Consider the following 15124-nt stretch of genomic DNA (forward strand, 5'->3'; position numbering starts at 1 on the left):
GGGCAGCGTCCTGCTGCCCTTTGCAGGATTTTCTATGAACACCAATAACATCAAAAAATATGCCCCGAAGGCACGTAATCAATTCCGTGATGCGGTGATCGATAAGCTCACGACGCTGGGTATCACCATAGATAAAAAAGGTCACTTACAGGTTGTTGATGCTGAAATCATTGGCGAGACGGTGCGTTACGGGCAGTTTGACTATCACAAATCATCCCTCCCCCGCCGTGAAAAACTGGCGAAATGCGCACGCGAACAGGGTTTTGATGTGCTGGTCGAGCGCAGCGCCTATACCTGGTTTAACCGCCTGTGCGCAATCCGTTATATGGAACGGCACGGCTATCTCGATCACGGTTTCCACGTATTATCCCACCCTGATAACCCAACGGGTTTTGAGGTGCTGGATCATGTGCCGGAAGTGGCCGAAAGCCTGGGGCTCGACAAAGCACGTCTGGTAGAGATGAAACTTTCCGGTAATCAGGATGAGGACCTTTATCGCGAGCTACTGCTGGGCCAGTGCCATGCGCTGCATCGCGCCATGCCGTTTTTGTTTGAGGCAGTTGACGATGAAGCTGAACTGCTGCTGCCGGATAACCTGACCCGTACCGACTCTATCTTGCGTAATCTGGTGGACGATATCCCGCCAGAAGACTGGGATCAGGTCGAAGTGATCGGCTGGCTGTATCAGTTCTATATCTCCGAGAAAAAAGATGCGGTTATCGGCAAGGTGGTAAAAAGCGAAGATATCCCTGCCGCCACCCAGCTGTTTACGCCGAACTGGATCGTGCAGTATCTGGTGCAGAACTCTGTCGGTCGCCAGTGGTTACAGACCTACCCGGATTCGCCGCTGAAAAGCAAAATGGCTTACTATATTGAGCCTGCGGAACAAACGCCGGAAGTTCTGGCGCAGCTGGCAACGATTACCCCGTCCAGTATTGAACCGGAAAGCATCAAAGTAATCGACCCGGCCTGCGGCTCCGGACATATTCTTATTGAAGCCTACAATGTGCTGAAAAATATTTATGAAGAGCGCGGTTACCGTGGGCGTGATATTCCGCAGCTGATCCTGGAAAATAATATCTTCGGCCTTGATATCGACGATCGCGCCGCCCAGCTTTCCGGCTTTGCCTTAATGATGATGGCGCGTCAGGATGACCGCCGGATATTCTCTCGCGAGGTAAGACTGAATATTCTCTCCCTGCAGGAGAGCCTGCATCTGGATATCGCTAAACTGTGGCAGCAGCTGAACTTTCATCAGCAAAGCCAGACCGGCACTATCGGCGATATGTTTGCCGACAATACCGAGCTGGCGCATACAGACAGCCCGGAATATCAGCTGCTGATGCGCACACTGAAATTATTTGTCCATGCCAAAACGCTGGGGTCGCTTATTCAGGTGCCGCATGAGGAAGAAGCAGAACTGAAAACCTTTTTGGATGCTCTCTATCGACTGGAGCAGGAAGGCGATATTCAGCAAAGGGCAGCGGCGAAGGCATTTATTCCGTATATTCAGCAAGCGTGGATACTGGCACAACGCTATGATGCGGTAGTGGCGAACCCGCCGTATATGGGTAGTAAGGGAATGAACAGCGAACTAAAAGATTTCGCCAGAAACAATTTCCCGAATAGTAAATCTGATTTGTTTGCGATGTTTATTGAGCGTGGTTTCCTATGGTTAAAAAAAGCTGGTTTCAACTCAATGGTGACAATGCATTCATGGATGTTCCTTTCCAGTTTTGAAAACATGCGTGCAAATATTCTTGATAATTACACTATTGAGACGATGGTACATATGAGCAATGGCGTGATGAAAATTGCCTTTGGAACAAACGCGACAGTTTTTCGAAAAAATTATATTCCAGCTTATAATGGGTCGTTTTCATATATTGAAAACGATGACATAAATGAAAAAGGATTCCCAAAATCATTCCCAATAAAAAATGATCGCTTGAAAAGTTCAAACACAATTGAGCTCAAAAAAATACCTGGAAATCCAATAGCTTATTGGATTAAAGACTCATTCAAAAACATGTTCTTAAATGGCAAGCCTTTTGGTAAAATTGCTCAAGCAAAAAAAGGCTTATCAACAGGAAATAATGATTTATTTCTAAGAAACTGGTATGAAGTATCTTACAGCAAAATAAACACTGAAAAGAAAAAAAACATATCCAGTCAAAAAAAATGGTATCCACTTACTAAAGGTGGAGAGTTTCGTCGTTGGTTTGGGAATAAAATAAATATTATCAATTGGGAAAATAATGGTGCAGATCTAAAAAATTATCCAGGTGCAGTTATAAGAAACCCTAACCACTACTTTCAGCCGGGGTTAACTTGGAATGACATTTCTTCCGGAAAATTCTCTATGAGGTATCATGATGAATATGGAATATTTGAAGGAAAGGGGCCTATGGCCTTTTCAAAAGACAACCTAATACTACTTGCCTATATGAACTCTAAGGTCGCTCAGTCATTCCTGTCATTTTTATGCCCCACAATGAATTTTAACATCGGAGATATCTCACGAATACCTTTCATCTCGCTGCAAAAAAGCAAAGAAGAAGAAATAAAAAATAACACAAAAGAAATATTAGATATATATAAAAAAGACTGGGACTCGCATGAGCTATCTTGGGATTATAAAGGCCACATCGTTTGTCATAAAACACAATGCCCATCGATGAAAAATGAATACTTGGCTTGGAGAGACCAAGCTGACAAAATAATGAAAAAATGTATTTATCTAGAGGAAGAAAACAATTACTTATTTGTTGAACAATATTCATTACAAGAAGAAATTGGTGTTTCTATAGATAAGAGTGATATTACACTTCTATCCAATCCTTATTATAGATACGGCGAAAACCTTAATGATGCCGAATTAAATTCCCGCTTAGTTTCGGATAATACTGTTGAGATTATTTCTTACTCCATCGGCTGCATGATGGGTCGCTACTCCCTCGATCGCGAAGGCCTGATCTATGCTCACGAAGGCAACCAAGGCTTTGCCGATCTTGTCGCCGAAGGTGCATACAAAACCTTCCCCGCTGATGACGATGGTATACTGCCGCTAATGGATGATGCCTGGTTTGACGACGATGTGACCTCCCGCGTTAAAGAGTTTGTCCTTACCGTTTGGGGCGAAGAACACCTGCAGGAAAACCTCGAATTTATTGCCGAAAGCCTCTGTTTGTATGCCATCAGCCCCAAAAAAGGCGAATCTGCATTGGATACCATTCGTCGTTACCTTTCCACACAGTTCTGGAAAGATCATCTGAAGATGTATAAAAAACGCCCGATCTATTGGCTGTTTAGCTCCGGTAAAGAAAAAGCGTTTGAGTGCCTGGTCTATCTGCATCGTTATAATGACGCGACGCTGGCGAGAATGCGTACCGAGTACGTAGTGCCACTTCTGGCGCGTTATCAGGCGAATATCGATCGTCTGAATGAGCAGATCGACACATCTTCCGGTGGCGAAGCGACGCGGCTGAAGCGCGAACGCGATAGCTTAAACAAGAAGTTTAACGAACTGCGAAGCTTCGATGACCGCTTACGCCACTACGCTGATATGCGCATCACCCTCGATCTGGATGATGGCGTAAAGGTTAACTACGGCAAATTTGGCGATCTGTTAGCCGATGTCAAAGCTATTACCGGTAACGCACCTGAAATTATCTAATCTCCCTTGCACCATCGGTATACCACCGGTGGTGCTTTACTTATTCATCTCAACCCTGGCAGCAGATCATGATAAAATGCTGATGCGTGATGTCATGAAAGACAAACCCAACGCTCATATATAAAGTCAGAACTCGTACGCATCGTAGTTCTGTTTTTCTACACTGGATTCACTGTAACAACATGGGATTGTGACCTTGCAAAATCAGGAACTTATTGCCGGAATTAAAGCAAAATTCACCGACTATCGCATCGTTTTCTGGCACGATCCTGACCAACGTTTTGTTGAAGAGCTTGATCAACTGGCGCTTGAAAACGTCACTCTGCTCAATATAAGCAACGCCTCGCAGCTGGCAACTAAAAAACGTATTGAAATTGACGAACCTGAGCAGCAGTTCCTGCTGTGGTTCCCGCATGATGTACCATCTCCGGAGCTTGACTGGCTGCGTGATATCCGACTTTACAGCACGGAATTTCATGCCGACTTTGCGGCGATTACGCTTAATGCATTAGGTATTCCGCAGCTTAGCCTGCGGGATCATATTCAACGTCGTAAATCATTTTTTAAAGGCAAACGCCCGCAGGCTCTGAAGCAGTGGATCACCGAACAGGAAACAGAAGATTCACTGGATAAAAAAATGCTGGCTGTCATTGCGGGAGCTAAATCCTTTAAAACAGAGGATATCCTGTTCAGCCTGATTAATCAGTATGTGAACCAGCAACAAGATGACGACAGTGAGCTGGAAAACACCCAGGCGATGCTCAAGCGCCACGATCTCGACAGTGTATTATGGAAAATAGCGCACGATGAGCTGGGTTATCAGACGGAACAACCGTCACTGGAAAACCTGATCCTGAAATTATTTTGCACCGACCTGTCTGCGCAGGCCGATCCGCAACAGCGCGAATGGCTGGAGAAAAATGTCCTGCTCACACCATCAGGCCGGGCCTCAGCATTAGCGTTTATGGTGAGCTGGCGCGCCGACCGTCGCTATAAAGCGGCCTACGATTACTGCGCCCGGTGGATACAAGAAGCACTACATCCCGAAGATCACTATCGTCAGAGCTCTCCCTACGTTCTGCATGAATGCGAAACCACAGAAAGTATTGAGCAGACGATTATCCGTGCGTTGGTTACCCAGTTACAGGAAGAGAGCACCACGCTGGATCGCGAAGCCTTTAAGAAATTACTTTCCGAGCGCCAGAGCAAATACTGGTGTCAGACGCGGCAGGAGTATTACGCCATCTACGATGCGCTGCGCCAGGCAGAGCGCCTGTTGCATTTACGTAATCGCTATATTGATGGTTTCCACTATCCGGATAGCGCAACCTTCTGGAAAGCCTATTGTGAAGAGCTGTTCCGCTTCGATCAGGCCTATCGCCTGTTTAACGAATCTGCGCTGTTAGTACACAGTAAAGGCGCAATGATCCTTAAAAGCCTGGATGATTATATCGAAGCGCTCTATTCCAACTGGTATCTGGCGGAGCTGAGCCGCAGCTGGAATAAAGTGCTGGAAGCTGAAAAACGCATACAGGAGTGGCGCATTCCCGGCATTCCCCGGCAGCAGGACTTTTACAAAGAGGTTGTCAGACCGCAATTTAATAACCCGCAGATCAAGCGTGTCTTCGTGATCATTTCAGATGCGCTGCGTTATGAAGTTGCCGAAGAGCTAAGCAACCAGATCAATAAAGAGAAGCGCTTTAGCGCGGAGTTGCGTTCCCAGACCGGCGTATTACCAAGCTATACCCAGTTAGGCATGGCGGCATTGCTGCCGCATGAGCAATTAAGTTACCAGAAAGGTAACAACGATATTGTTTATGCCGATGGCTTGTCGACTTCCGGCATACCCAACAGAGATACTATCCTGAAAAAATTTAAAGGGATGGGGGTAAAATCCGACGACCTGCTGAAATGGAAGAATCAGGAAGGCCGGGATATTATTCGTGATGCTGAGGTCGTCTACATCTGGCATAACACCATCGATGCGATGGGAGACAGTGCATCAACGGAAGAGAAAACTTTCGAAGCGTGCCGTAGCGCAGTTGACGAATTAAAAGATCTGGTGACCCGCGTCATTAACCGTCTCCATGCCACGCGTATTATTGTCACCGCCGATCATGGCTTTTTGTTCCAGCAACAACAGCTCTCCACGCAGGATAAAACGACTCTGGCTATCAAGCCGGAAAATACGATTAAAAACCACAAGCGTTTTATTATCGGCCATCAGCTCCCTGCCGACGATTTTTGCTGGAAAGGTAAACTGGCTGATACCGCTGGTGTTGCGGATGAGAGTGAATTCCTGTTGCCAAAAGGCGTGCAGCGTTTCCACTTTTCCGGCGGCGCGCGTTTTGTTCACGGTGGTGCCATGTTGCAGGAAGTCTGCGTCCCTGTGCTTCAGGTAAAAGCGTTGCAAAAAACAGCCGCAGAAAAACAACCGCAGCGTCGCCCGGTCGATATTGTTGCTTACCATCCCGTGATCAAGCTGGTGAACAATATTGATAAAGTGAGCCTGCTTCAGACACATCCTGTTGGTGAATTTTACGAACCCCGAACGTTAAATATCTTTATCGTTGATGAAGCAAATAATGTCGTGTCGGGTAAAGAGAAAGTGAGCTTCGACAGTGATAACGACGCCATGGACAAACGAGTGCGCGATGTCACGTTAAAGCTAATCGGCGCGAACTTTAATCGGCGGAATCAGTACTGGCTGATGCTGGAAGATGCGCAAACCGAAACCGGTTATCAGAAGTACCCTGTCATTATCGATCTGGCGTTTCAGGATGATTTCTTTTAAGTGAGGCGATATGCAAAACCATAATGATTTACCCATTCCAGCCGTATCCGAAGGGGAACTCGTCTCAACCGAAGGGCAAGACCTGGATGCATTACTGAACCAGCATTTTCGGGGGCGTGTGGTACGTAAGGATCTGACGAAGCAACTCAAAGAAGGAGCGAACGTCCCCGTCTACGTACTGGAGTACCTGCTCGGTATGTATTGCGCATCCGATGATGACAGTATTGTTGAGCAAGGTTTGCAGAACGTTAAGCGTATCCTTTCTGATAACTATGTTCGCCCGGATGAAGCGGAGAAGGTGAAATCACTGATCCGCGAGCGTGGCTCTTACAAAATCATCGACAAAGTTTCAGTAAGACTGAACCAGAAGAAAGATGTTTACGAAGCCCAGCTTTCCAACCTTGGCATTAAAGATGCGCTGGTCCCTTCCCAGATGGTCAAAGATAACGAGAAACTGCTGACTGGCGGTATCTGGTGCATGATCACCGTTAACTATTACTTCGAGGAAGGGCAAAAAACTTCGCCTTTCTCACTGATGACACTGAAACCTATCCAGATGCCCAATATGGATATGGATGAAGTCTTCAACGCGCGGACTCACTTTAGTTGCGATCAGTGGATCGACGTGCTGCTACGTTCAGTGGGTATGGAGCCTGCCAACATTGAGCAGCGAACAAAGTGGCACCTGATCACCCGCATGATCCCTTTTGTAGAAAATAACTACAACGTTTGTGAGCTTGGACCTCGCGGCACAGGTAAAAGCCATATTTATAAAGAATGTTCGCCAAACTCATTGCTGGTTTCCGGTGGGCAAACGACCGTAGCCAACCTGTTCTATAACATGGCCAGCCGGCAGGTAGGTTTAGTGGGCATGTGGGATGTCGTCGCATTCGATGAAGTCGCCGGGATCACTTTTAAAGACCGGGACGGCGTGCAAATCATGAAAGATTACATGGCATCCGGTTCTTTTTCCCGTGGCAGAGATTCCATCGAAGGCAAAGCTTCTATGGTGTTTGTCGGTAATATCAACCAGAGCGTAGATACGCTGGTTAAAACCAGTCATCTGCTGGCTCCGTTCCCGGCAGCAATGATCGATACCGCATTTTTCGATCGCTTCCATGCCTATATTCCTGGCTGGGAGATCCCGAAAATGCGCCCGGAATTCTTTACCAATCGCTACGGGCTGATTACCGATTATCTCGCTGAATATATGCGGGAGATGCGTAAGCGCAGCTTTTCCGATGCAATTGATAAATTCTTTAAACTGGGTAACAACCTTAATCAACGTGATGTGATCGCCGTCCGCCGTACCGTTTCGGGATTACTCAAGCTACTCCATCCTCACGGCAGTTATAGCAAAGAGGACGTGCGTGTTTGCCTTACATACGCGCTGGAAGCCCGCCGTCGCGTCAAAGAACAGCTTAAAAAACTGGGTGGGCTGGAATTTTTTGATGTGAACTTTAGCTATATCGATAACGAAACGCTGGAAGAGTTTTTTGTTAGCGTGCCGGAACAAGGTGGCAGTGAGCTCATCCCTGCGGGTATGCCAAAACCCGGCGTTGTCCACTTGGTTACCCAGGCCGAAAGTAACATGACCGGGCTGTATCGATTCGAAACACAGATGACCGCCGGAAATGGTAAACATTCGGTTTCCGGGATTGGTTCAAACACAGCCGCTAAAGAAGCTATCCGCGTGGGCTTTGATTATTTCAAAGGAAATCTAAGCCGTATCAGTGCCAGTGCAAAATTCTCGGACCATGAATATCATCTGCATGCTGTGGAACTCCATAGTACCGGCCCAAGCATATCAACCAGCCTTGCGGCACTGATTGCTTTCTGTTCAGTGTTGCTGGCTAAACCTGTCCAAGAACAAATGGTGGTGCTGGGTAACATGACGCTTGGCGGTGTAATTAACCCGGTGCAGGATCTGGCCGCATGCCTTCAGGTGGCATTTGATAGCGGCGCGAAGCGCGTATTGCTACCTATGGCATCAGCAATGGACATCCCTACAGTGCCAACAGAGCTATTTACGAAGTTCCAGGTCAGCTTTTACTCAGACCCGGTTGATGCGGTATATAAAGCTTTGGGTGTTAATTAAAACAGTTAAAATGATATGCCATCCAATATAAAATCTCGGATGGCATATCAAAATATAAAAATTCTTCTGGTATTTTACATAATGAGACAATAACGCCTTTTTAAGTTCCTACCTTTGTGATTTATTTGTCGCGTAGCCTTTCCCGAGGCATCTGGTAGCAACTTTCCTTGCTTTTTCAGGATAGAGATCGCCAAATCATAAGAAACTAAAAGGTTTTCTTTAAAGAAAGACGCCTTTACCGCCAGTACTTTTATTTTACTATCATCCTTCTTATTTTTGAATTCATATTCAATAACATTTTTATCGTTTAAATCGTTGGAATCCAAGTTTTCGTAACAAGGTTGGAAAGTTGCATTTTTTAATTCAAACTCCAATCTCTCGCTAAAAAAATCATTTAAAACAGAGCCATCGCTAACTGCTTTCATATAGCAAAAAGCGATTGCCTCCATGATTACATCATCACCAAATGGAAATATTTTAAATTTTGCAGCAAGACTTCCAGCGGCGAAAGAAAATGCAAAACGCTTAGCTATTCGCTTTTCCAGACCATTATTACCGTCAACTTTCATAGCATTTAAAAAACGCTGCATTCGTTCCTCAAGCAGTGCAGTAACTACAGACTTATCTTTCCTAAGAAGTTTTTTGACAAACAGTGGTCCAGCAATTCCATGATAAAGTCCGCATGCCTCAATGATACTTTCAGCATACGTGCTTGGAGATAGATCATCAGGTATAGTTCTGAAAAGCCCCATCCCGTAGCCGCTGTCTGCCGGAACATCCACCAGACGTGCCTTTTCTCCATTTTTCCTGTTCTGACCACCCTCAAGTGCGTGCTGTTCCATTGCACTTTCGCCATTACTGACTACAGTAAGCCGCCATTCTGCTTTGTTTGATTGATAGCTACCTGAACGCGCTTTTCCGTGGCCGGATGCCAATGCATAAACAAGCTTTTGCCTTTTTTGCGCAGAATCCTTAGCACTTGTATCAATCATAACAAGTTCGTCCAGCAGAACTAAGGAATGATTGCGGGATTCAGCTAACTCTTCAAATGCAGCTTCTGTTGTATTCCAGTCACTAACATATTCGCTTCCACCATAAACAGAAGCTGCAACCATTACAGCTGTGCTTTTTCCTTTAGAACTATCACCATATATGTGGAAACCTCCTGATTCTATATTTATATAAAAGGTACAAAAACCGGCAATGGAGCTACATAATGACAACATAATCTGAGGGCTATGAATAGCAGCGGTTGCAACATTATCTTGCCATTCCACCAGACGACCTTTACGATGCCAGTCATTTTTAAATGATTTAGTTTCGGGGTAAGGTCTCGGTGATAACCCCTCATAATCACCAATAATTTTTCCATTTCCTGTTGCATAACATAATTCGCCTTTTTGCTCGAAAAAACCAGGACGAATTAGCAGCGGAACAGAGATATTTGGGGTACGCTTTATCTCATCAAATACTTCGTTCATTTCTTTCACGTCGAGATCCGCAGCAAGCCCGTTATTGAGTAATACCTCTATAAGTTTTCGCTTATCATAAACCAACCGCGAAGGAATTAAAATTGTCCGAAATTTATTACTATAACAATTTTTAACCTTCACTATACGATAGGAATGTATATTAGATTTCATTTCAGAAAGCGCAATCAACCGCACAGGTAAATTCTTTCTTACCGTCATTATCATATCCTAATTATTTTTGGGGAAAACACGCCAATCACCAAATCACTTTTGATGATTGCTATTTCTAATTACATTGCCAGGTTAGATAAAAACTAAACAGTGTTATGCGTATAATAGGCTCAGCTCATGCTCCCGATGCGTCTAACCAGCGAGTTAGTGGCATCAACTTGATATCTTCTTCCGCATAGCCTGGACATTTACCCCAAATGTGAGTTGTCCATCGCTCATGCGATCAAGCTTCACAAGTGATTTGGCAAAAATACGCTCATCGCTTATACGTATTGGGTTACGGCGTTTCTTCACCTCCTTTTCTTCGTTACGAAACCATACGTGCTCCATCCATATTCCTGATATGCAGTAACTCAATGCTCGAACTGGGTTATCAATACGATCTTTCCTGAAAGGTCGATTCTTGCGTCCATTACGAGCATGCAGATTTTTACCCCTCAGCATGTAGTGATGCAGCCTCTCAATTTTTTCTGGTTCATTGGGAACCAATAGATGGAAATGTGGCATCCAGTGACTCGTTTCTGGAGCGTGGCTGTAGTTGTGGTAGTCCATTTCGAAACCACCAATAACTGGCAAGCTAAATCCGATACGAGAAATAGCCTTACGATAACGCTCTTTCATCGCATCGAAATCCCAGCCTAATAATTTTTTATTTGGTACCATATCTACGTAAGAAATAAGCGTTACAGCAACATACTCATCCTGATGCTCTTCGATATAAGATTGCCATCCAGGAATATGAATTAATCGACGAATATGCTGGCAAATACTGCATGCCATACTTCCGCATGGCTCTTCCGGAGAACAACTTTCCAGTTTGTCAGCCAGTTGTTGGCAAACTTTCTTGTCAAGTTTCCGGCCAGCTGAACGTAACGTACCCACGCGTATTGCATTTTCTTTTAGAGCATCTTCTTTCGTTTCGAAGTTCGGCATTACCTCACGGATCTTCTTTGCCAGCTTTTCCAGTTCTGGGCGGAAGGCCATTTGGGTTGTAACATTACGTGGATAATTCCTGTATGTTTTCATTTAAACTTCACCTCATTGACAGGTTTACGACTGGCGATCCAGCCTTCAATATCTTCTTCAAGCCAACCGACTCCGCGTCCTTCGGGTGATAATAGAACCTGGGATGGGAAGTATCCTTTAGCCATCAAGCGATAAAGTGACGATCTTGATATGCTGCAACGGTGCAAAACCTCGTGAATTTTCAACAAGCGTTTTATTGCCATGGTTCCTCCTGAAATCTGACAGGAAGATCCTACGGCATGGTTTTGAGACACTCCTGTAATTAAAAAGAAAGGAGTTTCAAACCCTTCTATTAGCAATCGTTTGCCTATTGAAGGCTCGAATTATTGGCCCTAAAAAAATATCAACGTTTTGTGATTTGCATCACATAATATCGAGTATTTTTTTCTTCCAACTTCTTGGTGGGCGATGCAGAGTATTCATTAACGAATAAACAGATATGATCATCTACAGAAAGGATAAGTTACATGCAGGAAAAGGATTTAATCCCAATTTACCCTAAGATTGGAGCAGATTCGCTACGAAAGCTGCAATTTATCGCTTCTGTGCTTTATCCGGAATGGGCTAGAGAAGGGAAAAAGAGCGGAGACCCATTAAACCAGACATTAAGTTATTGCATTGAAGCTACTTACAATATTCTGGAGAAATCGCGTGCGATGCCCCCTATCTATGATGCTTTGCCGCCACCGAAAACGGTTAAAGCACAAGCACTGTATGACATCTTTCAGCGGATTACGACAATGAAGGACAAGGGCAAATCTCTTACAGAGATCGTTGCTTATTTAAATCAAGCTGGTTATCCCACTCCTGATGATCTGTATTCAACAAAACCGTTGACCGCTATTAATTTCAAAATATCGCGTTGGGAAAAAAGAGATGTCCGCGTGCTATTTGCGGATGGGTCACAGCCTGGCGAACTTCTAAGACAATATTTAGATAAGTTGAACAAACGATCCCAGAGAAAAAGAGCTCCAGGAGTCCGTAGCAGTCGTTAGAACGGCTAGGACAACCAGCTCAAAAAGCGAAGAACACGTGCGAATCCCTTGGGGGACAAGGAATGACTGTAGTTTGAGATTTCCTGGCATTTGATAGTCTCCCATAAGCCATTTCAAATCCATCGCTTCGTTGCTACTATTTTTAGATCTACACATACAAGGTGAAAGCGCTATGGATACTGCTTTACTTGCATCTCTTGATGGTGAAGGAAAGAAAAAGCTAGACCAGGCAATCGCAACGCTACAGGGCGATGTGAACGCTGCTTCGGGCGTATTGTATGTTGATCCAAAGCTCAGACTTGAGTACTCACGCCGCATCAAAGCTATGTCTGATGATCTTTACGACAAAGCTTCACGCGGCATCATTAGCTGGGAAAAAGCGGCAGAAGAAGCGAACCAGACGCGTAACCTTCTGATGGAGCTCATCCGCTACCGAAGTACACCTGTAGGCAAAGCACTGGCGCAAAAATGAAGGCTCAGGGCAAGACGCTGAATGAACTGATAGCCTATAAAACAAAGGCGGTGTACGGCGACAAAGTTAACTTTAATAATCTTTCTGTTTCACAGAAAAACGCGGTTTACAGCGCCGTGGTGCAATCGGCCGGCAAGTCCAACCATGAAGTAAATATTAAAATGCAGCGTTTGTCCGGTGCCGGACGCGGATTGATATTCCTTTCGCTTGCAGTAGCTGTTTACCAGATCTATGAAGCTGAGGACAGAGTTCTCGAAACTCAACGGCAACTTGCCATCAGTAGCGCCGGGATTGCAGGTGCGTGGGGTGGAGGAGCGCTGGCGGGGCTGATGTGTGGTCCTGGCGCACCTGTCTGCGTGGTTATTGGTGCTTTTGTTGGCGGTGCTATTGCCGCATGGGAAATCAGCGGATTCTGGGACTAACTATGTTTAATCTACTGGACAACGTTACACTTCAGCTCAGGGAAGAACCTACATCGACATCAATGGGAAAATATGAAGTCCTGATTGGAGGAAAAGGTACGGGCATTATGGTTCCTGTACAGGTGATAGAAGCTGCTGTTCAGGTTGATGATAAACGGCTGCTGTTATTTCTTACCGATGACGTTCCCTATGAAGAAGCGCTTAAAATAGCACTGCTCGATCTGAATGAGGGTGTGAAAGAGATACTGACGTTGGGTGGCGCATATCTGACAGGATCGTTTACGGACCTGAACATACAACCTAATGCAGTTGAATTCAGCTTTATTGGTGATACAACATGGCGGGTTGAAATACCAGCGATGCCCTTTATGAAACTCCCGTTCATCGGCGATCCACGGGGCGTTTCGCGTCCACCGGCATTGAAGCATTACATCAAAATCACCGCCAGTCCCGCACCTGCTCGCTTCGACGGTAGCCGCTAATTATTGAGTAAGAGAAGGGAGTGTTCTAGTAGCACTGAATGCGTCGGCTGGCTCTGACTTTTACCTTATCCCCACGGCAGTCATAGCGAGTAGTCGTGGATATGTCACTATGCCCTGCCAGCTGGCGTACAGTGTTAATATCCACGCCCTGTTCTAACAAGCGCGTAATGAAAGTCCTGCGCATGTCATGAGGTGTAAAACGCGCTATGCCAGAGTTCTGCTGTAACTGCTCCAGGATGCCGGTTAAACCGGTCGTTGTCAGCGGCTGGCTGGCAACCCTGCCGTTGCGCTGAATACGGTTAAACAAGGCATCCCCGGCCTCTTTCGCGCCACTGGCTGTAATCCATGCGCGGATGGCTTTATCTACCGCTGCCGCCACGTGTATCTCACGGTATTTACGCCCCTTCCCCTGCCTCACTGTAAGGATGCCATTGTCATAGTCCCGGCGTTCAAGGCTGACCAGTTCCCCGGCCCGCAAACCCGCACCGCATAGGGCCATTACAATGGCGACATCACGACAGCAGCGGATACGTTGCGGATGCCGTTTAGCGGCCTGAACAAGTGCACGAACCTCCTCCCGGCTGAGTGCCCTGCCCTTACGCTGGTTATCGCCATTGACGCGCTTAACTGCGCGGATACGGGCAAGGGTGTCCGCCTCCAGGCAATTGAGGTTAAAGGCCGTCTGCGCAATGCCCCGGAGTGCTGACAGTGCCATGTTGACCGATGACACGGCGTAACCGCCATCCAGCAGTGCCGCACGTACTTTAGCTACAGCGGCGAAGCTAAGTTGCTCCCAGGGATAACTGGCCGCATCCGCACCGCGTTTGAGTATGCTGGCACTACGGTTTAACAGGCTGGTGATACCCCGCCGTCCCGACGGGGCAAGACCGCTGATATAGGCATCCAGCATGGTTTCCACTACCGGCGAGACCTGGCGCAGCGCAGCCCTTCTCATGCGTTTAACCTGCTATAACATGTATTAAACCAGGTAACTGTCTGCATCACACCAGCCCTCGTTCAGCCAGTGACACCGTCTCAGCCCCGGCCACAATAAAGTGGTCCAGCAACCGCACATCCAGCATTTGCAGTAGCTCCTGCAGCCGCTTAGTTATCTGGATATCGCACTTGCTGGGTTCAGCCTCGCCGCTGGGGTGGTTATGCACAAGGATGACAGCGGCGGCGTTATGCCTGAGTACCTGCTTGATTACCTCCCGGGGATGAACGCTGACCGTATTTAACGAGCCCCGGAACAGCATTTCCCGATGCAGAAACTGGTGCTGGTTATCGAGCAGGATGATGCCAAACTCCTCATGCTCCAGCAGGGCCATTTCATACATCACGCACCGCCGTACATCATCAGGAGAGCAAAGCTGGACGCCACGCTGGTAGCACCGGCTGATAATGTTGCGGGCCTGGTCCAGGATGCGGGTTTCACGCAGGGTAAACGTCGTCATGT

12 protein-coding genes are annotated in these 15124 nt (G+C 46.4%); 7 read left to right on the top strand and 5 right to left on the bottom strand.

Features of this window, described 5'->3' with window-relative positions; all coding sequences use genetic code 11:
• Nucleotides 1-34: 34 nt before the first annotated feature.
• From pglX to brxL, 3 genes are all read left to right on the top strand, one after another.
• Nucleotides 35-3676: a BREX-1 system adenine-specific DNA-methyltransferase PglX gene (gene pglX, locus D8B20_RS13385; RefSeq protein WP_145889320.1), complete on the top strand. Its 3642-nt coding sequence runs from the start codon at nucleotides 35-37 to the stop codon at nucleotides 3674-3676.
• A gap of 196 nt (nucleotides 3677-3872) precedes the next feature.
• A complete protein-coding gene (gene pglZ / locus D8B20_RS13390) occupies nucleotides 3873-6470 on the top strand; it encodes a BREX-1 system phosphatase PglZ type A (RefSeq protein ID WP_145889321.1) in 2598 nt (865 codons plus the stop codon).
• A 10-nt stretch (nucleotides 6471-6480) separates the two neighbouring features.
• Nucleotides 6481-8568 carry a protease Lon-related BREX system protein BrxL gene (gene brxL / locus D8B20_RS13395; protein WP_145889322.1) on the top strand — a complete coding sequence of 696 codons (2088 nt, stop codon included), beginning with the start codon at nucleotides 6481-6483 and terminating at the stop codon, nucleotides 8566-8568.
• Between the two features lie 74 nt (nucleotides 8569-8642).
• Here the strand turns inward: brxL and D8B20_RS13400 are convergent, their stop codons facing one another.
• The 3 genes from D8B20_RS13400 to D8B20_RS13410 form a co-directional block, all read right to left on the bottom strand.
• Entirely contained in the window at nucleotides 8643-10259 is a 1617-nt protein-coding gene (locus tag D8B20_RS13400; protein WP_186454377.1) for a DUF927 domain-containing protein, read from the bottom strand.
• A gap of 165 nt (nucleotides 10260-10424) precedes the next feature.
• Nucleotides 10425-11297: a hypothetical protein gene (locus D8B20_RS13405; RefSeq protein WP_145889324.1), complete on the bottom strand. Its 873-nt coding sequence runs from the start codon at nucleotides 11295-11297 to the stop codon at nucleotides 10425-10427.
• Nucleotides 11294-11500 carry a helix-turn-helix transcriptional regulator gene (locus D8B20_RS13410; RefSeq protein WP_145889325.1) on the bottom strand — a complete coding sequence of 69 codons (207 nt, stop codon included), beginning with the start codon at nucleotides 11498-11500 and terminating at the stop codon, nucleotides 11294-11296. The genes D8B20_RS13405 and D8B20_RS13410 overlap by 4 nt, the downstream gene beginning before the upstream one ends.
• A 264-nt stretch (nucleotides 11501-11764) precedes the next feature.
• Between D8B20_RS13410 and D8B20_RS13415 the strand changes: the two genes are divergently transcribed.
• From D8B20_RS13415 to D8B20_RS13425, 4 genes are all read left to right on the top strand, one after another.
• Nucleotides 11765-12292, top strand: a complete 528-nt coding sequence (locus D8B20_RS13415; protein ID WP_145889326.1) for a hypothetical protein — start codon at nucleotides 11765-11767, stop codon at nucleotides 12290-12292.
• A 172-nt stretch (nucleotides 12293-12464) separates the two neighbouring features.
• A complete protein-coding gene (locus D8B20_RS21830) occupies nucleotides 12465-12764 on the top strand; it encodes a hypothetical protein (RefSeq protein WP_261388027.1) in 300 nt (99 codons plus the stop codon).
• The gene (locus D8B20_RS21835; protein WP_261388028.1) at nucleotides 12761-13186 is read left to right on the top strand and encodes a hypothetical protein; all 426 of its coding nucleotides are present in this window, start codon (nucleotides 12761-12763) and stop codon (nucleotides 13184-13186) included. The genes D8B20_RS21830 and D8B20_RS21835 overlap by 4 nt, the downstream gene beginning before the upstream one ends.
• Before the next feature lie 2 nt (nucleotides 13187-13188).
• Complete coding sequence (locus D8B20_RS13425) at nucleotides 13189-13668, top strand: hypothetical protein (RefSeq protein WP_261388029.1); 480 nt, start codon at nucleotides 13189-13191, stop codon at nucleotides 13666-13668.
• A gap of 25 nt (nucleotides 13669-13693) precedes the next feature.
• Here D8B20_RS13425 and D8B20_RS13430 read toward each other — a convergent pair whose 3' ends face one another.
• The gene (locus D8B20_RS13430; RefSeq protein WP_145889327.1) at nucleotides 13694-14623 is read right to left on the bottom strand and encodes a tyrosine-type recombinase/integrase; all 930 of its coding nucleotides are present in this window, start codon (nucleotides 14621-14623) and stop codon (nucleotides 13694-13696) included.
• A 46-nt stretch (nucleotides 14624-14669) separates the two neighbouring features.
• Nucleotides 14670-15122 (bottom strand): RadC family protein, encoded by a 453-nt coding sequence (gene radC, locus D8B20_RS13435; protein WP_145889328.1) that lies wholly within the window; start codon nucleotides 15120-15122, stop codon nucleotides 14670-14672.
• Between the last annotated feature and the right edge of the window lie 2 nt (nucleotides 15123-15124).

The sequence above is a fragment of the Candidatus Pantoea soli genome (assembly GCF_007833795.1).
In the GTDB taxonomy this organism is placed as follows: domain Bacteria; phylum Pseudomonadota; class Gammaproteobacteria; order Enterobacterales; family Enterobacteriaceae; genus Pantoea; species Pantoea soli.